The 25048-nt window shown below is 55.0% G+C and carries 23 protein-coding genes; 20 read left to right on the forward strand and 3 right to left on the reverse strand.

What is annotated here, in order from left to right; all coding sequences use genetic code 11:
• Positions 1 to 148 precede the first annotated feature (148 nt).
• The 19 genes from mraZ (at position 149) to mutT (ending at position 21965) form a co-directional block, all read left to right on the forward strand.
• Complete coding sequence (mraZ, locus tag ACMGGS_RS10955) at positions 149 to 607, forward strand: division/cell wall cluster transcriptional repressor MraZ (RefSeq protein ID WP_414166073.1); 459 nt, start codon at positions 149 to 151, stop codon at positions 605 to 607.
• A 2-nt stretch (positions 608 to 609) separates the two neighbouring features.
• The gene (gene rsmH, locus ACMGGS_RS10960; RefSeq protein ID WP_414166074.1) at positions 610 to 1551 is read left to right on the forward strand and encodes a 16S rRNA (cytosine(1402)-N(4))-methyltransferase RsmH; all 942 of its coding nucleotides are present in this window, start codon (positions 610 to 612) and stop codon (positions 1549 to 1551) included.
• Positions 1548 to 1913, forward strand: coding sequence for a cell division protein FtsL (ftsL, locus tag ACMGGS_RS10965; protein WP_414166076.1), 366 nt, complete (start codon positions 1548 to 1550; stop codon positions 1911 to 1913). Before rsmH ends, ftsL begins: the two co-directional genes overlap by 4 nt.
• A gap of 14 nt (positions 1914 to 1927) precedes the next feature.
• A complete protein-coding gene (locus tag ACMGGS_RS10970; RefSeq protein WP_414166077.1) occupies positions 1928 to 3694 on the forward strand; it encodes a peptidoglycan glycosyltransferase FtsI in 1767 nt (588 codons plus the stop codon).
• Positions 3681 to 5168, forward strand: coding sequence for a UDP-N-acetylmuramoyl-L-alanyl-D-glutamate--2,6-diaminopimelate ligase (gene murE, locus ACMGGS_RS10975; protein WP_414166078.1), 1488 nt, complete (start codon positions 3681 to 3683; stop codon positions 5166 to 5168). The genes ACMGGS_RS10970 and murE overlap by 14 nt, the downstream gene beginning before the upstream one ends.
• Positions 5165 to 6523, forward strand: a complete 1359-nt coding sequence (gene murF, locus ACMGGS_RS10980) for a UDP-N-acetylmuramoyl-tripeptide--D-alanyl-D-alanine ligase (protein WP_414166079.1) — start codon at positions 5165 to 5167, stop codon at positions 6521 to 6523. The genes murE and murF overlap by 4 nt, the downstream gene beginning before the upstream one ends.
• Positions 6517 to 7599 carry a phospho-N-acetylmuramoyl-pentapeptide-transferase gene (gene mraY / locus ACMGGS_RS10985; protein ID WP_176917969.1) on the forward strand — a complete coding sequence of 361 codons (1083 nt, stop codon included), beginning with the start codon at positions 6517 to 6519 and terminating at the stop codon, positions 7597 to 7599. Before murF ends, mraY begins: the two co-directional genes overlap by 7 nt.
• A 2-nt stretch (positions 7600 to 7601) precedes the next feature.
• The gene (murD, locus tag ACMGGS_RS10990) at positions 7602 to 8918 is read left to right on the forward strand and encodes a UDP-N-acetylmuramoyl-L-alanine--D-glutamate ligase (RefSeq protein ID WP_414166080.1); all 1317 of its coding nucleotides are present in this window, start codon (positions 7602 to 7604) and stop codon (positions 8916 to 8918) included.
• Positions 8918 to 10162: a cell division protein FtsW gene (gene ftsW, locus ACMGGS_RS10995; protein WP_176917971.1), complete on the forward strand. Its 1245-nt coding sequence runs from the start codon at positions 8918 to 8920 to the stop codon at positions 10160 to 10162. Before murD ends, ftsW begins: the two co-directional genes overlap by 1 nt.
• A complete protein-coding gene (gene murG / locus ACMGGS_RS11000) occupies positions 10159 to 11226 on the forward strand; it encodes an undecaprenyldiphospho-muramoylpentapeptide beta-N-acetylglucosaminyltransferase (protein WP_176917972.1) in 1068 nt (355 codons plus the stop codon). Before ftsW ends, murG begins: the two co-directional genes overlap by 4 nt.
• 53 nt (positions 11227 to 11279) lie before the next feature.
• Positions 11280 to 12755 (forward strand): UDP-N-acetylmuramate--L-alanine ligase, encoded by a 1476-nt coding sequence (gene murC, locus ACMGGS_RS11005; RefSeq protein WP_414166081.1) that lies wholly within the window; start codon positions 11280 to 11282, stop codon positions 12753 to 12755.
• Positions 12748 to 13668: a D-alanine--D-alanine ligase gene (locus ACMGGS_RS11010; protein WP_414166082.1), complete on the forward strand. Its 921-nt coding sequence runs from the start codon at positions 12748 to 12750 to the stop codon at positions 13666 to 13668. The genes murC and ACMGGS_RS11010 overlap by 8 nt, the downstream gene beginning before the upstream one ends.
• A 1-nt stretch (position 13669) precedes the next feature.
• Positions 13670 to 14500 (forward strand): cell division protein FtsQ, encoded by an 831-nt coding sequence (ftsQ, locus tag ACMGGS_RS11015; RefSeq protein ID WP_176917975.1) that lies wholly within the window; start codon positions 13670 to 13672, stop codon positions 14498 to 14500.
• A complete protein-coding gene (gene ftsA, locus ACMGGS_RS11020) occupies positions 14500 to 15762 on the forward strand; it encodes a cell division protein FtsA (RefSeq protein WP_176917976.1) in 1263 nt (420 codons plus the stop codon). Before ftsQ ends, ftsA begins: the two co-directional genes overlap by 1 nt.
• Positions 15763 to 15825: 63 nt before the next feature.
• On the forward strand, positions 15826 to 16974 hold the full coding sequence (gene ftsZ, locus ACMGGS_RS11025; protein ID WP_176917977.1) for a cell division protein FtsZ: 1149 nt from the start codon (positions 15826 to 15828) through the stop codon (positions 16972 to 16974).
• A 100-nt stretch (positions 16975 to 17074) separates the two neighbouring features.
• Positions 17075 to 17992 carry a UDP-3-O-acyl-N-acetylglucosamine deacetylase gene (gene lpxC / locus ACMGGS_RS11030; protein WP_176917978.1) on the forward strand — a complete coding sequence of 306 codons (918 nt, stop codon included), beginning with the start codon at positions 17075 to 17077 and terminating at the stop codon, positions 17990 to 17992.
• Between the two features lie 257 nt (positions 17993 to 18249).
• Positions 18250 to 18750, forward strand: a complete 501-nt coding sequence (secM, locus tag ACMGGS_RS11035) for a secA translation cis-regulator SecM (RefSeq protein ID WP_414166083.1) — start codon at positions 18250 to 18252, stop codon at positions 18748 to 18750.
• Between the two features lie 58 nt (positions 18751 to 18808).
• Positions 18809 to 21514: a preprotein translocase subunit SecA gene (gene secA / locus ACMGGS_RS11040; protein ID WP_414166084.1), complete on the forward strand. Its 2706-nt coding sequence runs from the start codon at positions 18809 to 18811 to the stop codon at positions 21512 to 21514.
• A 58-nt stretch (positions 21515 to 21572) separates the two neighbouring features.
• Positions 21573 to 21965, forward strand: coding sequence for an 8-oxo-dGTP diphosphatase MutT (gene mutT / locus ACMGGS_RS11045; protein ID WP_414166085.1), 393 nt, complete (start codon positions 21573 to 21575; stop codon positions 21963 to 21965).
• A 229-nt stretch (positions 21966 to 22194) separates the two neighbouring features.
• On the opposite strand, the gene yacG is transcribed toward mutT, so the two are convergent.
• The 3 genes from yacG to coaE are packed head-to-tail and all read right to left on the reverse strand — an operon-like array spanning position 22195 to position 23765.
• Positions 22195 to 22389 (reverse strand): DNA gyrase inhibitor YacG, encoded by a 195-nt coding sequence (gene yacG, locus ACMGGS_RS11050; protein ID WP_176917982.1) that lies wholly within the window; start codon positions 22387 to 22389, stop codon positions 22195 to 22197.
• Between the two features lie 9 nt (positions 22390 to 22398).
• Positions 22399 to 23145, reverse strand: a complete 747-nt coding sequence (gene zapD / locus ACMGGS_RS11055; protein WP_414166086.1) for a cell division protein ZapD — start codon at positions 23143 to 23145, stop codon at positions 22399 to 22401.
• Complete coding sequence (gene coaE, locus ACMGGS_RS11060) at positions 23145 to 23765, reverse strand: dephospho-CoA kinase (RefSeq protein ID WP_414166087.1); 621 nt, start codon at positions 23763 to 23765, stop codon at positions 23145 to 23147. Before coaE ends, zapD begins: the two co-directional genes overlap by 1 nt.
• A 223-nt stretch (positions 23766 to 23988) precedes the next feature.
• Here coaE and ACMGGS_RS11065 point away from each other — a divergent pair, with 223 nt between their 5' ends.
• Complete coding sequence (locus ACMGGS_RS11065) at positions 23989 to 25032, forward strand: GMP reductase (RefSeq protein ID WP_414166088.1); 1044 nt, start codon at positions 23989 to 23991, stop codon at positions 25030 to 25032.
• Positions 25033 to 25048 lie beyond the last annotated feature (16 nt).

The raw sequence follows: 25048 nt of genomic DNA on the forward strand, positions 1-25048 counted from the left end.
ATATTTAATCAAAGCCATTATTAACTGCCTGAAGGGCGTTTTTTACTCGCCCTGGGGTTTTTGCTGGCTTGACAAGCTTTTCCTCCGCTCCGTAAACTCCCTCTGGTGGGAATTTGTGGGATAAAGTGGCGAGAAGGGGTGAGCGGGCATGTTCCGTGGAGCGGCACAGGTCAATCTTGATAGCAAAGGGCGGTTATCCGTACCTACCCGATATCGGGACATGCTGATTGAAAGCGCCTCCGGTCAAATGGTGTGTACCATTGATCTCCATCACCCATGCCTGCTGCTTTACCCGCTGCCCGAATGGGAAATTATCGAGCGTAAATTGTCTCGCTTGTCGGGCATGAATCCCCTTGAGCGCCGCGTGCAGCGTTTGCTTTTGGGACATGCCAGCGAATGTCAGATGGACAACGCTGGCCGTTTATTGATAGCGCCGGTTTTACGGCAACACGCCGGACTGACCAAAGAAGTGATGCTGGTTGGACAGTTCAACAAGTTTGAATTGTGGGACGAAACGGCCTGGTATCAACGTGTCAGGGAAGATATCGACGCTGAGCAATCCGCGACCGGAGAGTTATCGGAGCGATTGCAGGACTTATCCTTATAAAAATGATGGAAAATTTTAAACATACAACGGTACTGCTGGACGAGGCCGTTAACGGTCTGAACATTCGTCCGGAGGGTATCTATATTGATGGCACCTTTGGGCGCGGCGGGCACTCACGTCTGATCCTCGGCCAGCTTGGGCCGGAGGGACGCCTGCTGGCGATCGATCGCGATCCCGAGGCGATTGCCGTGGCGCAAGCCATCAACGATCCGCGCTTTTCCATTATTCATGGTCCTTTCTCTGCGCTGGCAGACTATGTGCAAGAACGCGATCTTATTGGCAAGATCGACGGTATCCTGCTCGATCTTGGCGTCTCATCACCCCAGCTTGATGATGCTGAGCGCGGCTTCTCATTTATGCGTGACGGTCCGCTGGACATGCGCATGGATCCCACCCGCGGGCAATCCGCCGCCGAATGGTTGCTGAAGGCAGAAGAAGCCGACATCACCTGGGTACTGAAAACTTTTGGCGAAGAACGCTTTGCTAAACGTATCGCCCGCGCCATCGTCGAGCGTAACCGCGTAGAACCCATGACCCGCACTAAAGAACTGGCGGAAGTCGTTGCCGCCGCAACGCCGGTAAAAGACAAATTTAAACATCCCGCGACCCGTACCTTCCAGGCGGTACGCATTTGGGTGAACAGCGAACTGGAAGAAATCGAACAGGCGCTAAAAAGCTCAATTGACGTGCTGGCCCCGGGCGGACGTCTTTCCATCATCAGTTTTCACTCGCTGGAAGACCGCATCGTAAAACGCTTTATGCGTGAGCAAAGCCGTGGTCCGCAGGTTCCGGCGGGGTTGCCGATGACCGAAGCACAGCTCAGCAAGCTGGGCGGCCGACAGTTACGAGCGCTAGGTAAATTGATGCCGGGCGAAAACGAAGTGGCAGAAAACCCACGCGCCCGTAGTTCAGTGCTGCGTATCGCAGAAAGGACGAATGCATGATCGCCAGAGTGACAGAAGCCTTAGGCAAAGTGAAGGGATCGTTAGCAGGCAACGAGCGCCATGCCTTGCATGGCGTGATCGGCAACGATCTCCTGCGCTTCGGCAAACTGCCACTCTGTCTGTTTGTTTGCATCATTATCACAGCGGTTACGGTGGTCACCACGGCACACCATACGCGCTTACTCACCGCGCAGCGTGAGCAACTGGTTGTGGAGCGGGATGCGCTGGATATTGAATGGCGCAACCTGATCCTTGAAGAAAATGCGCTCGGCGATCATAGCCGGGTTGAGCGGATCGCAACGGATAAGCTGCAAATGCAGCATGTTGATCCTTCGCAAGAAAATATCGTGGTACAGAAATAGGACGAGTGTAACGCATGAAAGCAGCGGCTAAGACGCTTAAGTTAAAACGCCAGGACGAACCAGCCAACTTTATCAGTTGGCGTTTTGCGTTGTTGTGCGGCTGCATTCTGGTGGCGCTGGGCTTTCTGCTCGGACGCGTCGCCTGGTTACAGATTATCGCGCCGGATATGCTGGTGCGTCAGGGCGATTTGCGCTCGCTGCGCGTGCAGGAAGTTTCTACTTCACGCGGCATGATCACCGATCGTTCCGGTCGACCGCTGGCGGTCAGCGTGCCGGTAAAAGCGATCTGGGCCGATCCTAAAGAGCTGCATGACGCAGGCGGGATCACCCTTGACGGCCGCTGGAAAGCGCTGTCGGATGCGCTGAAAATGCCACTCGATCAGCTTTCTGCTCGCGTGAACGCCAATCCGAAAGGGCGCTTTATCTATCTGGCGCGTCAGGTCAACCCGGACCTGGGTGATTACATCAAAAAACTCAAATTGCCGGGCATTCATCTGCGGGAAGAGTCGCGTCGATATTATCCATCCGGCGAAGTGACCGCTCACCTCATTGGTTTTACCAACATTGACAGCCAGGGTATCGAAGGCGTTGAAAATAGCTTTGATAAATGGCTTACCGGCCAGCCAGGCGAGCGTATTGTACGTAAAGACCGCTACGGACGCGTGATTGAAGATATCTCTTCAACTGACAGCCAGGCCGCACATAACCTGGCGCTGAGCATTGATGAACGTTTGCAGGCGCTGGTTTATCGTGAGCTGAACAATGCGGTGGCCTTCAACAAAGCGGAATCAGGCAGCGCGGTGCTGGTGGATGTCAATACTGGCGAAGTGCTGGCCATGGCCAACAGTCCCTCTTACAACCCAAACAACCTGAGCGGAACGGCGAAAGAGGTGATGCGTAACCGCACCATCACCGACGTCTTCGAGCCAGGCTCCACCGTGAAGCCGATGGTGGTCATGACCGCGCTACAGCGCGGCGTGGTGCGTGAAAACAGCGTCCTGAATACCGTTCCCTATCGCGTCAATGGTCATGAAATTAAAGACGTGGCGCGCTATAGCGAACTTACCCTTACCGGGGTATTACAGAAGTCGAGTAACGTCGGTGTTTCTAAGCTGGCGTTAGCGATGCCGTCCTCAGCGTTAGTAGATACTTACTCACGTTTTGGGCTGGGAAAAGCGACCAATTTGGGGTTGGTCGGAGAACGCAGTGGCTTATATCCTCAAAAACAACGGTGGTCTGACATAGAGAGGGCCACCTTCTCTTTCGGCTACGGGCTAATGGTAACCCCGTTACAGTTAGCGCGAGTCTACGCAACGATTGGCAGTTACGGCGTGTATCGTCCGCTGTCGATCACCAAAGTTGACCCGCCGGTTCCCGGCGAGCGTATTTTCCCGGAGTCTATCGTGCGCACCGTTGTGCACATGATGGAGAGCGTGGCGCTGCCCGGCGGCGGCGGGGTCAAGGCGGCCATCAAAGGCTATCGCATCGCAATTAAAACCGGTACGGCGAAAAAAGTCGGGCCGGATGGCCGGTACATTAACAAATACATTGCTTACACCGCGGGCGTCGCACCAGCCAGCCAGCCGCGTTTTGCGCTGGTGGTGGTCATTAATGACCCGCAGGCAGGTAAATATTACGGCGGTGCCGTTTCCGCGCCGGTGTTCGGTGCCATCATGGGCGGCGTATTGCGCACTATGAACATTGAACCGGATGCGCTGGCAACGGGTGAAAAAAGTGAATTCGTAACTAATCAAGGCGAGGGTACAGGTGGCAGATCGTAATTTGCGCGACCTTCTTGCTCCGTGGGTAGCTGGACTGCCTGCGCGGGCGCTGCGGGAAATGACGCTCGATAGCCGCACGGCGGCATCGGGCGATCTTTTCGTTGCGGTATTGGGTCATCAGGCGGACGGGCGTCGATATATCCCGCAGGCGATAGCGCAAGGTGTGGCTGCCATTATTGCTGAAGCAAAAGATGAGGCAACCGACGGTGAGATCCGCGAAATCCACGGCGTACCGGTTATTTATCTCAGCCAGCTTAACGAACGTCTCTCTGCGCTGGCAGGGCGTTTTTATCATCAGCCTTCTGAACAACTGCGTCTGGTAGGGGTCACCGGCACGAACGGCAAAACCACCACCACGCAACTGCTGGCCCAGTGGAGTCAGTTACTGGGCGAAACCAGCGCGGTAATGGGAACCGTCGGTAACGGTTTATTGGGTAAAGTGAGTCCAACGGAAAATACCACTGGTTCAGCCGTAGATGTTCAGCAGGTGCTGGCCGGTCTGGTAGAGCAGGGCGCCACCTTTGCCGGAATGGAAGTCTCATCGCACGGGCTGGTGCAGCACCGTGTGGCAGCGCTTAAATTTGCTGCCTCGGTGTTTACCAACTTAAGCCGCGATCACCTCGATTATCACGGTGATATGGATCATTACGAAGCGGCGAAATGGCTGCTTTATTCCACCCATCACTTCGGTCAGGCCATCGTAAATGCCGATGATGAAGTGGGACGCCGCTGGCTGGCTAAACTGCCGGATGCGGTTGCGGTAGCCATGGGCGATCATATCAACCCGAACTGTCATGGCCGCTGGCTGAAAGCGGTGGATGTGGACTACCACGACAGTGGCGCAACTATCCGCTTCGACTCAAGCTGGGGCGAAGGTGAAATTGAAAGCCGCCTGATGGGCGAATTTAACGTCAGCAATCTGCTGCTGGCGCTGGCAACCCTGCTGGCGCTGGGCTATCCGCTGGGCGATCTGCTGAAAACCGCTGCGCGATTACAGCCGGTCTGTGGACGAATGGAAGTCTTCAGCGCGCCGGGTAAACCGACGGTGGTGGTTGACTATGCCCACACGCCGGATGCGCTGGAAAAGGCGCTGGCCGCGGCGCGTCTGCACTGCACCGGTAAGCTGTGGTGTGTATTTGGCTGCGGCGGCGATCGCGATAAAGGTAAACGTCCGCTGATGGGCGCGATTGCCGAACAGTTTGCCGATATTCCGGTGGTTACAGACGATAATCCGCGCACCGAAGAACCACGCGCGATCATCAACGACATTCTGGCCGGGATGCTCGACGCGGGTCGGGCGAAAGTGATGGAAGGACGCGCTGAAGCGGTGACGCACGCCATCATGCAGGCCAAAGAGAATGACGTCGTGCTGCTGGCCGGGAAAGGTCACGAAGATTATCAAATCGTTGGCGCTCGTCGTCTGGACTATTCCGATCGTGTCACCGCAGCGCGCCTGCTGGGAGCCATAGCATGATTAACGTAACGCTGAACCAGCTTGCCTCTGTTCTGAAGGGCACGTTACAGGGCCGCGATGTCACGATTGATGCCGTCACTACCGACACTCGCAAGATCACGCCAGGCTGTCTGTTTGTCGCGCTGAAAGGCGAGCGTTTTGATGCACATGATTTTGCCGATAAAGCCAAAGCGAGTGGGGCAGGGGCGTTGCTGGTCAGTCGCCAGTTGGATATCGACCTGCCGCAGTTAATCGTTAACGATACCCGCCGGGCCTTTGGCGAATTAGCGGCGTGGGTGCGTCAGCAGGTGCCAACGCGCGTTGTCGCGCTGACCGGATCATCCGGTAAAACCTCGGTCAAAGAGATGACCGCCTCTATTCTCAGCGAGTGCGGCAATACGCTGTATACCGCCGGAAATCTCAACAATGACATCGGCGTGCCGATGACGCTGCTGCGCCTGACGCCGGAGCACCAGTACGCGGTCATTGAACTGGGTGCCAATCATCAGGGCGAAATCGCCTGGACCGTAGGGCTGACGCAGCCGGAAGCGGCACTGGTCAACAACCTGGCCGCCGCGCACCTGGAAGGTTTCGGGTCGCTGGCGGGCGTGGCAAAAGCGAAAGGCGAAATTTACAGCGGTCTGCCGGTTGACGGTATCGCCATCATGAATGCCGATAATAATGACTGGCTGAACTGGCAAACCATCATCGGCGATCGCAAAGTCTGGCGCTTTTCGCCGAATGCAGCCAACAGCGATTTTACCGCCACGAATATCCATGTGACCTCCCACGGCACTGAATTTACTTTGCAAACCCCTACCGGCAGTGTTGAGGTGCTATTGCCGCTGCCTGGACGGCACAACATTGCCAACGCGCTGGCAGCAACGGCGCTCTCAATGGCGGTCGGTGCGGATTTACCCGCGGTCAAAAAAGGGCTGGCAACGTTACAGGCCGTGCCGGGCCGCCTTTTCCCGGTGCAACTGGCCGAAAATCAACTCCTGCTGGATGACACCTACAATGCGAACGTTGGTTCGATGACCGCCGCTGTGCAGGTGCTGGCTGAAATGCCCGGTTACCGCGTGATGGTGGTCGGCGATATGGCCGAACTGGGCGATGAAAGCGAAGCCTGTCACCTACAGGTGGGTGAAGCGGCGAAAGCCGCCGGAATTGATCGGGTCATTAGCGTCGGGAAGCAAAGCCAGGCTATCAGCCAGGCCAGCGGCGTCGGCGAGCATTTCACCGACAAGCACGCTCTGATTACGCGCCTGAAAGAACTGATCGCAGAACAGCAGATTATTACCCTTTTAGTGAAGGGTTCACGTAGCGCCGCCATGGAAGAGGTGGTCCTTGCACTACAGGAGAATGGGACATGTTAGTTTGGCTGGCCGAGCATTTGGTCAAATATTATTCCGGCTTTAACGTCTTTTCCTATCTGACGTTTCGCGCCATTGTCAGCCTGCTGACCGCGCTGTTCATCTCATTGTGGATGGGCCCGCGCATGATCGCCCGCCTGCAACAGCTCTCTTTTGGTCAGGTTGTCCGTAACGACGGCCCGGAATCCCACTTCAGCAAACGCGGTACGCCGACGATGGGCGGGATCATGATCCTCACTTCCATCGTGATTTCTGTGCTGCTGTGGGCCTATCCGTCTAACCCTTACGTCTGGTGCGTCCTGGTGGTGCTGGTGGGTTACGGCATTATCGGCTTTGTCGATGACTACCGCAAAGTGGTGCGCAAAGATACTAAAGGCCTGATTGCCCGCTGGAAATATTTCTGGATGTCGGTCATTGCGCTGGGCGTGGCGTTCGCGCTTTACCTGGTGGGGAATGATACGCCAGCCACTCAACTGGTGGTGCCATTCTTTAAAGATGTCATGCCGCAGTTGGGCATTCTCTACATTCTGCTGGCCTATTTCGTCATCGTCGGTACCGGCAACGCCGTCAACCTGACCGATGGCCTGGACGGTCTGGCGATTATGCCGACCGTTTTTGTTGCCGGCGGCTTTGCGCTGGTCGCCTGGGCGACGGGTAACATGAACTTCGCTAACTACCTGCATATTCCCTATCTGCGGCACGCGGGCGAACTGGTTATCGTCTGTACCGCTATCGTTGGCGCAGGATTAGGTTTCCTGTGGTTTAACACCTATCCGGCTCAGGTGTTTATGGGCGATGTCGGTTCGCTGGCGCTGGGTGGCGCGCTGGGGATTATCGCCGTACTGCTGCGTCAGGAATTTTTGCTGGTCATTATGGGCGGCGTTTTCGTGGTGGAAACCCTGTCGGTGATCCTACAGGTTGGCTCGTTCAAACTGCGCGGCCAGCGCATTTTCCGTATGGCACCTATCCACCACCACTATGAACTGAAAGGCTGGCCGGAACCGCGTGTGATTGTGCGCTTCTGGATTATTTCGCTGATGCTGGTGCTGATTGGCCTGGCAACGCTGAAGGTACGTTAATCATGGCAGATTACCAGGATAAAAAAGTGGTCATCATCGGTCTGGGGCTGACCGGACTGTCGTGCGTGGATTTCTTCATGGCGCGTGGCGTGACGCCGCGCGTGATGGATACCCGCGCCGCGCCGTCCGGGCTGGATAAGCTGCCGGAGGGCGTCGAAAGCCATGTGGGCAGCCTGAATGATGACTGGCTGCTGGCCGCCGATCTGATTGTTGCCAGCCCTGGTATTGCGCTCGCGCATCCTTCGCTCAGCGCGGCCGCTGAGGCGGGTGTTGAGATTGTCGGTGACATTGAGCTGTTTTGCCGTGAAGCGCAGGCTCCGGTTATTGCGATCACTGGCTCGAACGGTAAAAGCACTGTCACGACGCTGGTCGGCGAAATGGCCAAAGCGGCAGGGGTGAATGTTGGCGTCGGCGGCAATATTGGTCTGCCCGCGCTGATGCTGTTGGATCCGGCGCGTGAACTCTATGTACTGGAACTGTCCAGTTTCCAGCTGGAGACCACGTCCAGTCTTAAGGCGGCAGCGGCGACGATCCTCAACGTCACGGAAGATCATATGGATCGCTATCCGTTTGGTCTGCAACAGTATCGTGCGGCGAAGCTGAAGGTTTATGAAAATGCCACCGTCTGCGTGGTAAACGCTGATGATGCGCTGACCATGCCGGTGCGTGGTGCCGATGCGCGCTGTGTCAGCTTTGGCGTCGATGTCGGCGATTATCATCTTAACCGTCAGCAGGGCGAAACCTGGCTGCGCGCAAAAGGTGAGAAAGTGCTGAATGTGGCCGAAATGCAACTCACCGGACAGCATAACTACACCAACGCCCTGGCGGCGCTGGCGCTGGCGGATGCGGTGAATCTGCCGCGCGCCAGCAGTCTGAAAGCGCTGACCACCTTTAGCGGTCTGGCGCATCGGTTTCAGACCGCGCTGGTGCATAACGGCGTGCGCTGGATCAACGACTCGAAAGCGACCAACGTCGGCAGCACGGAAGCCGCGCTTAACGGCTTACAGGTCGACGGCACGCTGCACCTGCTGCTGGGCGGCGACGGAAAATCCGCAGATTTTTCATCCCTGAAGCGCTATCTCGGCGGCGACAATATCCGCCTGTGGTGCTTTGGCCGCGACGGCGCGGAGCTGGCGGAATTGCGTCCGGAAATCGCGGAGCAGACGGAGACGATGGAAGAGGCGATGCGCCTGATTGCCACGCGCGTCCAGCCTGGCGATATAGTGCTGCTGTCGCCCGCCTGCGCCAGTCTGGACCAGTTTAAGAATTTTGAGCAACGGGGCGAACTCTTTACCCGTCTGGCGAAGGAGCTTGGTTGATGCGTTTATCCCTCCCACGCCCGAGAATGCCGCGCCTGCCCGGATTTAGCGTCCTGGCATGGCTATTCACGGCAATGAAAGGCTGGGTAATGGCGTCGCGTCAGAAAGATGCGGACAGCCTGATTATGTACGACCGCACGCTGGTCTGGCTGACATTCGGCCTCGCGGCGATCGGTTTTATTATGGTGACGTCGGCGTCAATGCCCATCGGGCAACGACTGACGAACGATCCTTTCTTTTTTGCTAAACGCGATGGTGCCTATCTGGTGATGGCATTTTTGCTGGCGTTGGTCACGCTACGTCTGCCGATGGAATTCTGGCAACGCTACAGCACGGCGATGCTGCTGGGGTCGATCATTCTGTTGATGATCGTACTGGTGGTAGGGAGTTCCGTAAAAGGGGCATCGCGCTGGATCGATCTTGGCCTGCTGCGCGTACAGCCTGCGGAACTGACCAAGCTGTCGCTGTTTTGCTATATCGCCAACTATCTGGTGCGCAAAGGGGATGAGGTCCGCAATAACTTACGCGGCTTCTTGAAACCGATGGGCGTCATTTTTGTGCTGGCGATTCTGCTGCTGGCGCAGCCGGACCTCGGTACGGTGGTGGTGCTGTTCGTCACCACGCTGGCGATGCTATTTCTGGCCGGGGCGAAGCTATGGCAATTCATCGCCATCATCGGCATGGGAATTTCGGCGGTGGTGCTGCTGATCCTGGCAGAGCCGTATCGTATCCGCCGCGTGACGGCATTCTGGGATCCGTGGGCGGACCCGTTTGGCAGCGGCTATCAGTTAACCCAATCGTTGATGGCGTTTGGTCGCGGCGAGCTATGGGGACAGGGGCTGGGTAACTCGGTGCAGAAGCTGGAATACCTGCCGGAAGCACATACCGACTTTATTTTCGCCATTATTGGCGAGGAACTGGGTTATATCGGTGTGGCGCTGGCGCTGTTGATGGTATTCTTCGTCGCTTTTCGCGCCATGTCGATTGGCCGTAAGGCGCTGGAGCTTAATCAACGCTTTTCCGGCTTTCTGGCCTGTTCAATCGGCGTCTGGTTTAGCTTTCAGGCACTGGTCAACGTCGGCGCGGCAGCGGGCATGCTACCGACCAAAGGGCTGACGTTGCCATTAATCAGTTACGGCGGGTCGAGTCTGTTAATTATGTCGACAGCCATCATGATGTTATTGCGTATAGATTATGAAACGCGTCTGGAAAAAGCCCAGGCGTTTACACGAGGTCAACGATGAGCGGTCAGGGTAAGCGGTTGATGGTGATGGCAGGCGGTACCGGCGGACACGTGTTCCCGGGACTGGCGGTCGCCCATCATCTGATGGAGCAGGGCTGGCAGGTGCGCTGGCTGGGAACCGCCGATCGTATGGAAGCGGACCTGGTACCAAAAAATGGTATTGAGATCGATTTTATTCAGATCTCGGGGCTGCGCGGTAAAGGTATTAAAGCGCAATTGCTGGCTCCGCTGCGCATTTATCACGCCTGGCGTCAGGCGCGGGCGATTATGAAACGTTTTCAGCCGAACGTGGTGCTGGGGATGGGGGGGTATGTCTCCGGACCGGGCGGGCTGGCGGCATGGTCGCTGGGTATCCCGGTGGTACTGCATGAACAAAACGGCATTGCGGGCCTGACGAATAAATGGCTGGCGAAAATCGCTAAAAAAGTGATGCAGGCGTTCCCTGGCGCGTTCCCGCATGCGGATGTCGTCGGCAATCCGGTCAGAACCGATGTGTTGGCGCTACCGCTGCCACAGACGCGGCTGGCCGGACGTGAAGGCCCAGTGCGGGTGCTGGTTATCGGCGGCTCGCAGGGCGCACGCGTGTTAAACCAGACGCTGCCGGAAGTGGCGGCGAAACTGGGTGAAAAAGTCACTATCTGGCACCAGAGCGGGAAAGGCGGGCAGCAAACCGTGGAGCAGGCGTATGCCGCAGCGGGCCAGCCGCAGCATAAAGTGACCGAGTTTATTGACGATATGGCCGCCGCTTACGCCTGGGCGGACGTGGTGGTTTGCCGCTCTGGCGCGCTGACGGTGAGTGAAATCGCTGCCGCTGGTTTACCAGCGCTATTCGTCCCGTTTCAGCATAAAGATCGCCAGCAGTACTGGAATGCGCTGCCGCTGGAAAAAGCGGGCGCGGCAAAAATTCTTGAGCAGCCACAATTTACCGTGGAGGCCATCGTTGCAACGCTGGCAGGTTGGGACAGGGAAACCCTGTTAAAAATGGCAGAACGCGCGCGCGCGGCCTCCATTCCTGATGCGACAGAACGTGTCGCAAATGAAGTGAGCCTGGCAGCCCGGGCTTAACTGTGGTGGTGCCGTTTGCACCGCATGAATATTTGAAGTTATGGCGTTAAAGAATGAATACACAACAACTGGCTAAACTGCGTTCAATTGTGCCCGAGATGCGTCGCGTCCGGCACATTCACTTTGTCGGCATCGGTGGTGCTGGCATGGGTGGTATTGCCGAAGTTCTGGCCAATGAAGGCTACCAGATTAGCGGCTCTGACCTGGCACCGAACCCGGTCACGCAGCAGTTGGCGTCGCTTGGGGCGACCATCTATTTCAACCATCGTCCGGAAAACGTGCTTGATGCGAGCGTGGTGGTGGTCTCTACCGCCATTTCTGCCGATAACCCGGAAATCGTTGCCGCGCATGAAGCGCGCATCCCGGTGATCCGCCGTGCAGAAATGCTGGCCGAACTGATGCGTTTTCGTCACGGCATCGCCATTGCCGGTACGCACGGTAAAACTACAACGACCGCGATGGTCGCCAGTATTTATGCCGAAGCAGGGCTGGACCCAACTTTTGTTAACGGTGGCCTGGTAAAAGCCGCAGGTGTACATGCTCGTCTGGGCCACAGCCGCTATCTGATTGCCGAAGCCGATGAGAGCGACGCGTCATTCCTGCATTTGCAGCCGATGGTTTCTATCGTGACGAACATCGAAGCTGACCATATGGATACTTACCAGGGCGACTTCGAAAATCTGAAGCAGACGTTTATTAACTTCCTGCATAACCTGCCGTTCTATGGCCGTGCGGTGATGTGCGTCGACGATCCGGTGATCCGCGAATTGCTGCCGCGCGTAGGGCGCCAGACGACGACCTACGGCTTTAGTGACGATGCGGACGTCCGCATTGAGAATTACGAACAAAACGGTCCGCAGGGCCACTTTACCCTGCTGCGTCAGGACAAAACCGAGCTGCGGGTGACCCTGAATGCGCCGGGCCGTCATAACGCCCTGAATGCGGCAGCGGCGGTAGCGGTAGCCACAGAAGAAGGCATTGAAGACGATGCCATCCTGCATGCGCTGGAAAATTTCCAGGGCACCGGACGCCGCTTTGATTTCCTTGGTGAATATCCGCTGGAAGAGGTCAACGGCAAGCAAGGTACCGCCATGCTCATTGATGACTACGGCCATCATCCGACTGAAGTCGACGCGACGATTAAAGCTGCGCGGGCAGGCTGGCCGGATAAAAATCTGGTCATGCTGTTCCAGCCGCACCGTTTCACGCGCACCCGCGATCTTTACGATGATTTCGCCAGGGTATTGACACAGGTCGACGCGCTGTTGATGCTGGAGGTCTATCCGGCCGGAGAAGCCCCGATTCCTGGCGCGGACAGCCGCTCTTTATGTCGTACTATCCGTGGACGTGGCAAGGTCGATCCGATTCTGGTTTCCGATCCGGCGCAGGTCGCCGACATGTTAGCGCCGGTACTCACCGGCAACGATCTGATTCTGGTTCAGGGCGCGGGAAACATAGGCAAAATCGCGCGTAATTTATCGGAAATCAAACTGAAGCCGCAAACCCAGGAGGAAGAGCGCCATGGCTGATAAGATAGCAGTCCTGCTCGGCGGTACCTCCGCAGAGCGTGATGTTTCACTCAATTCCGGCGCTGCGGTGCTGGCAGGTTTACGCGAAGCTGGCGTTGATGCCTGGCCCGTCGACCCGCGTGAAACGGACATCACCCATCTCAAAGATATGGGGTTTCAGAAAGTATTTATAGCCTTGCACGGACGTGGGGGTGAGGATGGAACTTTACAGGGACTACTGGAACTTTCAGATCTGCCCTATACCGGTAGTGGCGTAATGGCGTCTGCTATCTCCATGGATAAACTGCGTAGCAAACTGCTCTGGCAGGGTGCCGGTTTACCTGTGGCTCCCTGGGTGGCATTAACACGTAAAACGTTTACTGACGGGCTTTCTTCAGACGTGCAACGGCGTATTGCCGATCTTGGACTTCCGCTTATTGTTAAGCCGAGTCGGGAAGGTTCCAGCGTCGGCATGTCAAAGGTAACAGAAGCTGACACTTTACATGCTGCGTTAACGCTGGCTTTTCAGCATGATGAAGAAGTTTTAATCGAAAAATGGCTCAGCGGGCCAGAATTTACCGTTGCGATGCTCGGTGAAGAAATTTTACCGTCAATTCGTATTCAACCTGCTGGAACCTTCTATGATTATGAGGCGAAGTATCTCTCTGATGAGACAAAGTATTTTTGTCCAGCCGGTCTGGAAGCAGAACGTGAAGCACAATTACAGTCTCTGGTAGTGAATGCATGGAATGTTCTCGGCTGTCGCGGCTGGGGAAGAATCGACGTCATGCTGGACAGCGATGGCCAGTTTTATCTGCTGGAAGCGAATACCTCTCCGGGTATGACCAATCACAGTCTGGTGCCGATGGCGGCGCGTCAGGCTGGGATGAGCTTCTCGCAGTTGGTAGTACGAATTTTGGACCTGGCGGGTTGATATGTCGCAGGCTGCGCTGAACACGCGAAACCGTGAAGAGGAAGTAGCTTCTTCTTCCCGGCGAAATAATGGAACGCGTCTGGCGGGAATTATTTTCCTGCTGGCGGTGTTATGTACCGTGTTAATGAGCGGCTGGATGATATTGGGCTGGATGGATGACGCGCAGCGTTTGCCGCTCTCGAAACTGGTGGTAACCGGCGATCGTCACTACACCCGTAATGATGATATTCGGCAATCTATTCTGGCACTTGGCGCACCGGGCACGTTTATGACTCAGGATGTCAATATTATCCAGAGCCAAATTGAACGTCTTCCGTGGATAAAACAGGCGAGCGTCAGAAAGCAATGGCCGGACGAATTAAAGATTCATCTGGTTGAATATGTGCCGATAGCACGATGGAATGATCAGCATATGGTCGATGCTGATGGTAATTCTTTCAGCGTACCTTCAGATCGCACCAGCAACGTAAATTTGCCGATGTTGTCAGGTCCTGAAGGAAGCGAAAACGAAGTACTGCAAGGCTATCGCGATATGGGTAAGGTGCTGGCAAAGGACAAGTTCACGTTAAAAATGGCGGCGATGACCGCGCGCCGCTCCTGGCAATTAACCCTTGATAACGATATCAGGCTTAATTTGGGACGCGGTGATACGATGAAACGTCTGGAGCGCTTTATAGAACTGTATCCAGTTTTACAACAGCAAGCGCAGACCGAAGGCAAACGGATTAGCTACGTTGATTTGCGCTATGACTCGGGTGCGGCAGTCGGTTGGGTACCGGCACCGGCTGAGGAACCTAATCAACAACAGAATCAGGCACAGGCAGAGCAATAATGATCAAGGCGACGGACAGAAAACTGGTAGTTGGACTGGAGATTGGCACCGCAAAGGTAGCTGCTTTAGTAGGGGAGGTTCTGCCCGACGGTATGGTCAATATCATTGGCGTGGGCAGTTGCCCGTCGCGTGGTATGGATAAAGGTGGGGTAAACGATCTCGAATCGGTAGTAAAATGCGTGCAACGCGCTATCGATCAGGCCGAATTGATGGCTGACTGCCAAATCTCCTCGGTTTATCTGGCGCTTTCAGGTAAACATATTAGCTGTCAGAATGAAATTGGCATGGTGCCGATTTCAGAAGAAGAAGTGACGCAGGAAGACGTAGAAAACGTCGTGCATACGGCGAAATCGGTCCGTGTGCGTGATGAGCATCGCGTGCTGCATGTTATTCCTCAGGAATATGCCATTGATTACCAGGAAGGTATTAAAAACCCGGTGGGTTTATCAGGCGTGCGTATGCAGGCAAAAGTGCACTTGATTACCTGTCACAACGATATGGCGAAAAATATTGTCAAAGCCGTGGAACGTTGTGGTTTAAAAGTTGACCAACTGATTTTTGCCGGGCTGGCGTCCAGTTATTCCGTATTAACTGAAGACGAACGTGAGCTGGGTGTCTGTGTGGTTGACATCGGTGGTGGTACAATGGACATCGCCGTCTATACAGGCGGAGCGCTGCGTCACACGAAAGTGATCCCTTATGCGGGGAATGTGGTGACCAGCGATATCGCCTATGCCTTCGGTACGCCACCGAGCGATGCCGAGGCCATTAAAGTTCGTCACGGCTGTGCGTTTGGCTCCATCGTCGGTAAAGACGAGAGCGTGGAAGTCCCAAGCGTAGGTGGACGCCCGCCGCGCAGCCTGCAACGTCAGACGCTGGCAGAGGTTATCGAACCGCGATATACCGAACTGCTAAATCTGGTGAATGAAGAAATTTTGCAATTGCAGGAAATGCTGCGTGAAAAAGGGGTGAAACACCATCTGGCAGCAGGCATTGTATTAACCGGTGGCGCGGCGCAAATTGAAGGCCTGGCGGCCTGTGCGCAACGTGTATTTCACACGCAGGTGCGTATTGGCGCACCGCTGAATATTACCGGATTAACGGATTATGCCCAGGAGCCGTACTATTCCACGGCGGTGGGACTGCTGCACTACGGGAAAGAATCCCATTTAAGCGGTGAAGCGGAAGTTGAAAAACGGGTGACGGCATCCGTCAGCTCGTGGATTAAACGGCTGAATAGTTGGCTACGAAAAGAGTTTTGATTTTTTTAAGAGAACGCAGAAAATTAGCGATCTCAGGCGACAGGCACAACGGAGAGAGAAACTATGTTTGAACCTATGGAACTGACCAACGACGCGGTGATTAAAGTCATCGGCGTCGGTGGCGGCGGCGGCAATGCCGTTGAACACATGGTGCGTGAGCGCATCGAAGGTGTTGAATTCTTCGCGGTTAATACCGACGCTCAGGCGCTGCGTAAAACGGCGGTTGGCCAGACGATTCAGATCGGTGGTGGTATCACCAAAGGTCTGGGCGCTGGGGCTAACCCGGAAGTAGGGCGCAACGCAGCTGACGAAGACCGTGAAGCCTTGCGTGCAGCGCTTGACGGGGCAGACATGGTCTTTATCGCCGCCGGTATGGGTGGTGGTACAGGTACCGGTGCTGCGCCTGTGGTAGCTGAAGTGGCAAAAGATCTGGGTATCCTGACGGTTGCTGTTGTGACCAAGCCTTTCAACTTCGAAGGCAAGAAGCGCATGGCATTTGCCGAGCAGGGGATCACCGAACTGTCCAAGCATGTGGACTCCCTGATCACCATTCCGAACGACAAGCTACTCAAAGTGCTGGGTCGAGGTATTTCGCTTCTCGATGCGTTTGGTGCGGCGAATGACGTACTGAAAGGCGCGGTGCAGGGTATCGCCGAACTGATCACCCGTCCGGGTCTGATGAACGTCGACTTTGCGGACGTGCGCACGGTGATGTCCGAAATGGGCTATGCGATGATGGGTTCCGGCGTTGCCAGCGGTGAAGATCGTGCGGAAGAAGCGGCTGAAATGGCTATCTCTTCTCCGCTGCTGGAAGATATCGATCTGTCCGGCGCGCGTGGCGTTCTGGTCAACATTACGGCAGGCTTCGACCTGCGTCTGGATGAGTTCGAAACGGTCGGTAACACCATCCGTGCATTTGCTTCAGACAACGCAACCGTGGTTATCGGTACGTCTCTGGATCCGGACATGAACGACGAACTGCGCGTTACTGTGGTTGCGACCGGTATTGGCATGGACAAACGTCCTGAAATTACTCTGGTGACCAATAAGCAGACGCAGCAGCCGGTACTGGATCGCTATCAGCAGCACGGTATGGCACCGCTGACGCAGGAGCAGAAGCCTGCGGCGAAAGTGGTTAACGACAATACGTCTCAGGCAAAAGAGCCGGATTACTTGGATATTCCTGCCTTTTTGCGTAAGCAGGCCGACTAAGAATTGGCTGGAAGTTGGGCATCTTAGCTCTTTGTGCTAAACTGCTCGCCCGAATGTATAGTACACTTCGGTTGGATAGGTAATTTGGCGAGATAATACGATGATCAAACAAAGGACATTAAAACGTATCGTTCAGGCGACTGGCGTCGGTTTACATACCGGCAAGAAAGTCACGCTGACGTTGCGCCCTGCGCCGGCAAATACCGGGGTCATCTATCGTCGCACCGACTTGAATCCACCGGTAGATTTTCCGGCCGATGCCAAATCTGTGCGTGATACCATGCTCTGTACTTGCCTGGTCAATGAGCATGACGTGCGGATTTCAACGGTAGAGCATCTGAACGCCGCCCTGGCGGGCCTCGGTATCGACAACATTGTTATTGAAGTCGATGCGCCTGAAGTGCCGATTATGGACGGCAGTGCTGCGCCGTTCGTTTACCTGCTGTTAGACGCAGGCATCGACGAGCTTAACTGCGCGAAGAAATTCGTTCGCATTAAAGAGACCGTTCGCGTCGAAGATGGCGACAAATGGGCTGAATTCAAACCGTTTAATGGTTTTTCGCTGGACTTCACCATCGACTTTAACCATCCGGCGATTGATTCCAGCAACCAGCGCTACGCGATGAACTTCTCTGCGGACGCCTTTATGCGTCAGATCAGTCGTGCACGTACTTTCGGTTTTATGCGCGATATCGAATATTTACAGTCCCGCGGCTTGTGCCTGGGCGGTAGCTTCGATTGTGCCATCGTTGTTGACGATTATCGTGTATTGAACGATGACGGCCTGCGTTTTGAAGACGAATTTGTTCGTCACAAAATGCTGGATGCTATCGGCGACTTGTTCATGTGTGGTCATAATATTATTGGCGCGTTTACCGCCTATAAATCTGGTCATGCGCTGAACAACAAACTGCTACAGGCAGTCCTGGCAAAACAGGAAGCCTGGGAATATGTCACCTTCGAAGACGACGCCGAACTGCCGCTGGCATTCAAAGCGCCTTCCCTGGTTCTGGCATAACCCCCTAAAATTCGACTGGTTAACCTGGCACCCTCTCCGTCCAGGGAAACCAGTCGTTTTTCATTTCTGCTCTCCGCCATATTCTCTTTACTCGCCTTTCTGCTTTATCCGCCGTCTGATTGCCGTTTTCTTAATCTGTTTATCTCTTTTCCAGGCTTTATTGCTACTGCCGGGTCAAAGCATTAATGGTAATATCATTACAGGATATAAATTGCAGAGCGTCAGGCTCTTGTAGATTTGACAGAGTGGTGAATTGAGTGAGTGGGTTGCTGACGCGCTGGCGACAGTTAGGCAGACGGTATTTCTGGCCGCATCTCCTGTTGGGGATGGTCGCGGCTGGTTTTGGCCTGCCCGCTCTCTGTAATACCGAGTCTGCCGTCCCGGCAAAAGCCGCGGCCAGCAGTCACGATCGTCCTTCAGGCGTTAACTTTACTCATCTGGCGCTGCTCGAGGCGAACCGTCGCCCGTCTTTCACCGTGGACTACTGGCATCAACACGCCATCCGCACGGTGATCCGCCACCTTTCCTTTGCCATGGCTCCGCAGGTATTGCCGGTAGCCGAGGAACCATTAACGCTTGAAGCGGACCACATTGCGCTGCTGAACACCCTTAGCGCAATGCTGACGCAGGAGAGCAAGCCGCCGGTCATTGTCCGCCAGGTTGCCATTGCGTTCTTCGTACCCAAATCCGCTTTTAGCGTCTCCGCCTGGATAAGCCAGGCGCAGGGCATTCGCGCCGGACCTCAACGCCTTAGCTGAATTATTCCTCCTTCAACTAATTTTTGACTCCGCACAGCGGGGCGTTTGAGATTTTATTATGCTAATCAAATTATTAACTAAAGTTTTCGGTAGTCGTAACGATCGTACCCTGCGCCGTATGCGCAAAGCGGTAAACCTGATCAACAGCATGGAACCGGCAATGGAAAAGCTCTCTGATGAAGAGCTGAAAGCCAAAACCGCAGAGTTCCGCGCGCGTCTGGCGAAAGGTGACACCGTTGAAAGCCTTATCCCGGAAGCCTTTGCCGTGGTGCGCGAAGCGAGTAAACGCGTTTTTGGTATGCGTCACTTCGACGTCCAGTTGCTCGGTGGTATGGTGCTGAACGAGCGTTGCATCGCGGAAATGCGTACTGGTGAAGGTAAAACCCTGACCGCTACGCTGCCCGCGTATCTTAATGCTCTGTCGGGCAAAGGCGTTCACGTGGTTACCGTCAACGACTATCTGGCACAGCGTGACGCCGAAAATAACCGCCCGCTGTTTGAATTCCTCGGCATGACCGTTGGTATCAACATGTCAGGCCTGCCTGCACCGGCAAAGCGTGAAGCTTACGCAGCCGATATCACCTACGGGACCAACAACGAATACGGGTTTGACTATCTGCGCGACAACATGGCGTTTAGTCCGGAAGAGCGCGTCCAGCGTAAACTGCACTACGCGCTGGTGGATGAGGTGGACTCCATCCTGATCGATGAAGCGCGTACACCGCTGATTATCTCCGGTCCGGCGGAAGACAGTTCAGAAATGTACAAGCAGATGAATAAAATCATCCCGCATCTGATCCGTCAGGAAAAAGAAGATTCCGACACCTTCCAGGGTGAAGGGCACTTCTCCGTGGATGAAAAAGCGCGTCAGGTTAACTTAACCGAACGCGGCCTGGTGCTGATCGAAGAGCTGCTGGTGAAAGAAGGCATCATGGCAGAAGGCGAATCACTATACTCGCCGGGCAACATCATGATGATGCACCATGTGACCGCCGCACTGCGCGCTCACGCCCTGTTTACCCGCGACGTTGACTATATCGTTAAAGATGGCGAAGTCATCATCGTCGACGAGCACACCGGTCGTACCATGCAGGGTCGCCGCTGGTCAGATGGCCTGCATCAGGCCGTTGAAGCCAAAGAAGGCGTGGAAATTCAGAATGAAAACCAGACGCTGGCGTCCATCACCTTCCAGAACTACTTCCGTTTGTATGAAAAACTGGCCGGTATGACCGGTACGGCGGATACTGAAGCCTTCGAATTTAGCTCTATCTATAAACTGGATACCGTGGTCGTCCCCACTAACCGTCCAATGATCCGTAAGGATATGGCGGATCTGGTGTATATGACCGAAGCGGAAAAAATCCAGGCGATCATTGAAGACATTAAAGAACGCACGGCAAATGGTCAGCCGGTACTGGTGGGTACTATTTCGATTGAGAAATCCGAAGTGGTGTCGAATGAACTGGTGAAAGCTGGTATCAAACATAACGTTCTGAACGCTAAATTCCACGCCAGCGAAGCAGATATCGTCGCCCAGGCGGGTTATCCGGCGGCCGTGACCATTGCTACCAACATGGCTGGTCGTGGTACGGATATCGTGCTCGGGGGGAGCTGGCAGGCGGAAGTTGCGGCACTGGAAGAGCCGACCCAGGAGCAGATTGCCCAAATCAAAGCCGACTGGCAGACGCGTCACGATGCGGTACTGGCCTCCGGTGGCCTGCATATTATCGGTACTGAACGCCATGAATCGCGTCGTATCGATAACCAGCTGCGCGGCCGTTCCGGTCGTCAGGGTGATGCGGGTTCTTCCCGTTTCTACCTGTCGATGGAAGATGCGCTGATGCGTATTTTCGCTTCCGATCGCGTGGCGGGGATGATGCGTAAACTGGGGATGAAACCGGGCGAAGCCATTGAGCACCCGTGGGTGACCAAGGCGATTGCTAACGCTCAGCGTAAGGTGGAAAGCCGTAACTTTGATATTCGTAAGCAACTGCTCGAATATGATGATGTGGCCAACGATCAGCGTCGTGCCATCTACACCCAGCGTAACGAGCTGCTGGACGTGTCGGACGTAAGCGAAACTATTGCCAGCATCCGTGAAGACGTATTCAAAGCGACCATTGATAACCATATTCCACCACAGTCACTGGAAGAGATGTGGGATATCCCTGGTCTGCAAGAACGTCTGAAGAACGATTTCGATCTCGACCTGCCTATTACTGAATGGCTGGATAAAGAGCCGGAACTGCATGAAGAGACGCTGCGTGAGCGTATCCTTGCCAGCGCGATTGAGGTTTATCAGCGTAAAGAGGACGTTGTGGGTGCCGAAATGATGCGTCATTTCGAAAAAGGCGTCATGCTGCAAACTCTCGATTCGCTGTGGAAAGAGCATCTGGCGGCAATGGACTATCTGCGTCAGGGTATCCATCTGCGTGGCTATGCGCAGAAAGATCCGAAGCAGGAGTACAAGCGTGAGTCATTCTCTATGTTTGCCGCGATGCTGGAATCACTGAAATATGAAGTGATCAGCACCCTGAGCAAAGTACAGGTGCGCGAGCCGGAAGAAGTGGAAGAGATGGAACAGCAGCGCCGCGAAGAAGCCGAACGTCTGGCGCAGATGCAGCAGCTCAGCCATCAGGACGATCACACCGCAGCGGCTGAAGCGATTGCGGAACAGACCGGCGAACGCAAAGTTGGCCGTAACGATCCGTGCCCGTGCGGTTCCGGTAAAAAATACAAACAGTGTCATGGCCGTCTGAGTTAAGGGCCGGGCTAACCACGAAAGGCGCAGGCGACTGCGCCTTTTTTATGGAAGTAACAATATGAAAAAACTGCAAATTGCCGTAGGGATTATTCGTAATTCACAGCATGAGATTTTCATCACCCAGCGTGCGGCTGATGCGCATATGGCCAACAAGCTGGAATTTCCCGGTGGAAAAATTGAGGCCGACGAAACGCCGGAACAGGCGCTGATCCGGGAGTTGCAGGAAGAGGTAGGGATCACGCCGCATAGCGCTACGTTATTTGATAAGCTGGAATATGCGTTTCCTGACCGGCATATCACGCTCTGGTTCTGGCTGGTAGAACGCTGGGAAGGGGAGCCGTGGGGCAAAGAGGGGCAGCCGGGCCGCTGGATTGCGGTAAGCGAGTTAAAGGCGGACGATTTCCCGCCGGCGAATGCACCGATTATCGCGAAGCTTGTGAACGCCGTTTAAGATTAGGACGCCGGGTGTCGAATAATGCCCGGTGGCGCTTCGCTTACACGGGCCTACAAACAGCACCAGACCGTAGGCCGGGTAAGGCGCAGCCGCCACCCGGCAACGCGGCCATCCAGGCGCAGACACCGTGCCACCTTTGCCCGGTGGCGCTTCGCTTACGCGGGCCTACAAACAGCGCCAGACCACAGGCCGGGTAAGGCGTAGCCGCCACCCGGCAGGATTGTATTTACTGCTTTTCTTCGCTCCAGTCATCGCTATCAGACAGATCGCCCGCGCTGGGAATACGCTTCTCCTCGGCAGCCCACTCGCCAAGGTCGATCAACTGGCAGCGTTTGCTGCAAAAAGGACGAAACGGGCTTTCCTGACCCCAGATAACCGCTTTGCCGCAGGTGGGGCAATTAACCACGGTGGCTTCAGACATAAATCCTCCTTAACAGCAAGCCAGCTCGAAATCGAAACGGTCAGGGATCTGACCATTTTCGCTATCCAGTGGCAAAAAACGGATCGCAAAGCGGCTTTTATGCCCGGAGATTTGCGGATAAAGCTGCCCGTCCAGCGGCAATTGCAGGCGCAGCAGATCGGCATCCTCACCGTTATCCTGATAAAAACCATGCAGGCTGGTTTGCTTGCGGAACGGCGCTGAATTGCGGATCAGATCCATAATTAACGTCAGCGCCTGCTGAAGCGGTTGCAGGCTGAAAAGCCATTGTTCAGTCTGTGCATCGCGCTGTTCTTGCGGCAGGTGAAGCCAGATATGCAGCGTGGGCAAATCGAAACTGCAACAGCCGCCGGGGATACTCAGACGCTGGCGTACCAGCCCAATCAGGCGATCTTCGCGTAATAGCTGACCCATTCGTGGCGCGGACATCAGCGTGCTGCCACACGCCTTCAGTTGCTGACGTAACGCGTCAATACGATTTACATCTACGCCGGGCACGTCGGCCCATGCCTGTAATTTTTTCTGCTGACGCTCCAGCTCTTTCAACAGTTCTGTACGGACTTCACCGCGTTCGAGTACGTCCAGTAAATCTCCGACGTTACGAAAAAAATGCAACGCACCCGCATGGTCGGTGACCGGCAGCGCGGCGGACATCTGCTCAATTAAAAATTCAATGCGCAGCCAGGTGCGCATTTTTTCGTTTAGCGGGTGTTCAAAAAGAATGTGCGTATGATGCATTACGATTTTTCCTGTGAAACAGCCTGCGCCGCGAATTTCAGATACTGCGCGTGCAGGCGGGCAACGTCCGATGCTATCGCATCAGGCGCGCCGTTGTTATCAATGACGTCATCCGCCACGGCCAGACGCTGTTCGCGCGTTGCCTGAGCAGAGAGAATTTGTTCGGCATGTTCACGCGTCACGCCGTCACGCTGCATCGTTCTTTGCAGCTGGGTATCTCGAGAAACATCTACCACGAGAACGCGATCGGCTTTCTCATAAAGCCGGTTTTCTACCAGCAGCGGCACCACCCACAGCACCCAGGGGGAGGTGGCCTGGCGAAATTGCCGCTGAGTTTCCTGCTGGATCAATGGATGCAGTAGCGCGTTGAGCCACGATTTATCGCCGGGATGGGCAAAAATACGCTCGCGCAGAAGACGGCGATTAAGCCCTCCGTCAGCCTTAAGAATCGACGGACCGAAACGTTCAGTAATGGTATTGAGCGCCTGAGTGCCAGGCTCCACGACCTGACGGGCAATGACATCGGCATCAATTACGTTAACACCCAGCAGGGCGAAGGCGTCCGCAACCGTACTTTTACCGCTGCCAATACCGCCAGTTAACGCTACCGTATACCTCATAAAAGCCAGTCCCGGAATAATTTGATATTCAAAATCAGAAGGTTAAAAAAGGAGAATTTATAGCGAGAGATGATAATTATATTCCCGCCGTTCACCAGGTAAATTTATAGGATTGTAGCGTAAAAAAAGAGAAAATCGCAGTCTTGCGGTAACACTATTAGTGCGTATGATAGCGTCACTGGAGTTGCGCTTTTTCTATTGCCCTTAACCCCAGGAACCCTACATGCGTATCGAAGAAGATCTGAAGTTAGGTTTTAAAGACGTTCTTATCCGCCCAAAACGCTCCACCCTTAAAAGCCGTTCCGACGTCGAGCTGGAGCGCGAAATCACTTTTAAACACTCCGGTCTGACATGGTCAGGCGTGCCGATTATCGCGGCGAATATGGATACCGTGGGCACCTTTGGTATGGCAAAAGCGCTGTCCTCATTTGGTATTCTGACGGCGGTACATAAGCATTATACCCCGGAAGACTGGAAAGGGTTTGTTCAGAGCGTGTCTGAAGATGTGCTGAAACACGTTATGGTCTCCACAGGAACCTCTGACGCAGACTTTGAAAAAACCATCCAAATTCTTAACCTGCACCCCGCGCTGAGCTTTATTTGTATTGATGTGGCGAATGGTTATTCCGAGCATTTTGTGCAGTTCGTAACCAAAGCGCGTGAAGCCTGGCCGAACAAAACTATCTGCGCGGGCAACGTGGTGACCGGTGAAATGTGCGAAGAACTGATCCTCTCCGGCGCGGACATCGTTAAAGTTGGTATCGGCCCCGGTTCCGTTTGCACGACTCGTGTGAAAACGGGCGTCGGCTATCCGCAGCTTTCCGCGGTGATCGAATGCGCGGACGCGGCCCACGGTCTCGGCGGGCAGATCGTCAGCGACGGCGGTTGCACGATGCCGGGCGACGTGGCCAAAGCTTTCGGCGGCGGTGCTGATTTTGTCATGCTGGGCGGGATGCTGGCCGGACACGAAGAGAGCGGCGGCACCGTGGTCGAAGAGGACGGTGAAAAATTTATGCTGTTCTACGGCATGAGTTCCGAGTCCGCGATGAACCTTCACGTCGGCGGCGTTGCCGGTTATCGTGCGGCAGAAGGGAAAACCGTGAAGCTGCCTCTGCGTGGCCCGGTAGAAAATACCGCGCGCGATATCCTTGGCGGTCTGCGTTCAGCCTGTACCTACGTTGGGGCTTCCCGTCTGAAGGAGCTAACCAAGCGCACGACCTTTATTCGCGTGCAGGAACAGGAAAACCGCGTTTTCAACAGCCTGTAATACTTTGGCGCTGGCG

Source organism: Superficieibacter sp. BNK-5, from assembly GCF_047456055.1.
GTDB lineage: Bacteria > Pseudomonadota > Gammaproteobacteria > Enterobacterales > Enterobacteriaceae > Superficieibacter.

Coding starts and splice junctions, on each gene's coding strand:
- ftsZ (WP_176917977.1), top strand. CDS start 15,826: ATGTTTGAACCTATGGAACTGACCAACGACGCGGTGATTAAAGTCATC.
- mraY (WP_176917969.1), top strand. CDS start 6,517: ATGTTAGTTTGGCTGGCCGAGCATTTGGTCAAATATTATTCCGGCTTT.
- ftsW (WP_176917971.1), top strand. CDS start 8,918: ATGCGTTTATCCCTCCCACGCCCGAGAATGCCGCGCCTGCCCGGATTT.
- murD (WP_414166080.1), top strand. CDS start 7,602: ATGGCAGATTACCAGGATAAAAAAGTGGTCATCATCGGTCTGGGGCTG.
- ACMGGS_RS11065 (WP_414166088.1), top strand. CDS start 23,989: ATGCGTATCGAAGAAGATCTGAAGTTAGGTTTTAAAGACGTTCTTATC.
- yacG (WP_176917982.1), bottom strand. CDS start 22,389: ATGTCTGAAGCCACCGTGGTTAATTGCCCCACCTGCGGCAAAGCGGTT.
- ACMGGS_RS10970 (WP_414166077.1), top strand. CDS start 1,928: ATGAAAGCAGCGGCTAAGACGCTTAAGTTAAAACGCCAGGACGAACCA.
- zapD (WP_414166086.1), bottom strand. CDS start 23,145: ATGCATCATACGCACATTCTTTTTGAACACCCGCTAAACGAAAAAATG.
- murC (WP_414166081.1), top strand. CDS start 11,280: ATGAATACACAACAACTGGCTAAACTGCGTTCAATTGTGCCCGAGATG.
- mraZ (WP_414166073.1), top strand. CDS start 149: ATGTTCCGTGGAGCGGCACAGGTCAATCTTGATAGCAAAGGGCGGTTA.
- rsmH (WP_414166074.1), top strand. CDS start 610: ATGATGGAAAATTTTAAACATACAACGGTACTGCTGGACGAGGCCGTT.
- coaE (WP_414166087.1), bottom strand. CDS start 23,765: ATGAGGTATACGGTAGCGTTAACTGGCGGTATTGGCAGCGGTAAAAGT.
- ftsL (WP_414166076.1), top strand. CDS start 1,548: ATGATCGCCAGAGTGACAGAAGCCTTAGGCAAAGTGAAGGGATCGTTA.
- ftsA (WP_176917976.1), top strand. CDS start 14,500: ATGATCAAGGCGACGGACAGAAAACTGGTAGTTGGACTGGAGATTGGC.
- ftsQ (WP_176917975.1), top strand. CDS start 13,670: ATGTCGCAGGCTGCGCTGAACACGCGAAACCGTGAAGAGGAAGTAGCT.
- lpxC (WP_176917978.1), top strand. CDS start 17,075: ATGATCAAACAAAGGACATTAAAACGTATCGTTCAGGCGACTGGCGTC.
- ACMGGS_RS11010 (WP_414166082.1), top strand. CDS start 12,748: ATGGCTGATAAGATAGCAGTCCTGCTCGGCGGTACCTCCGCAGAGCGT.
- secA (WP_414166084.1), top strand. CDS start 18,809: ATGCTAATCAAATTATTAACTAAAGTTTTCGGTAGTCGTAACGATCGT.
- mutT (WP_414166085.1), top strand. CDS start 21,573: ATGAAAAAACTGCAAATTGCCGTAGGGATTATTCGTAATTCACAGCAT.
- murF (WP_414166079.1), top strand. CDS start 5,165: ATGATTAACGTAACGCTGAACCAGCTTGCCTCTGTTCTGAAGGGCACG.
- murG (WP_176917972.1), top strand. CDS start 10,159: ATGAGCGGTCAGGGTAAGCGGTTGATGGTGATGGCAGGCGGTACCGGC.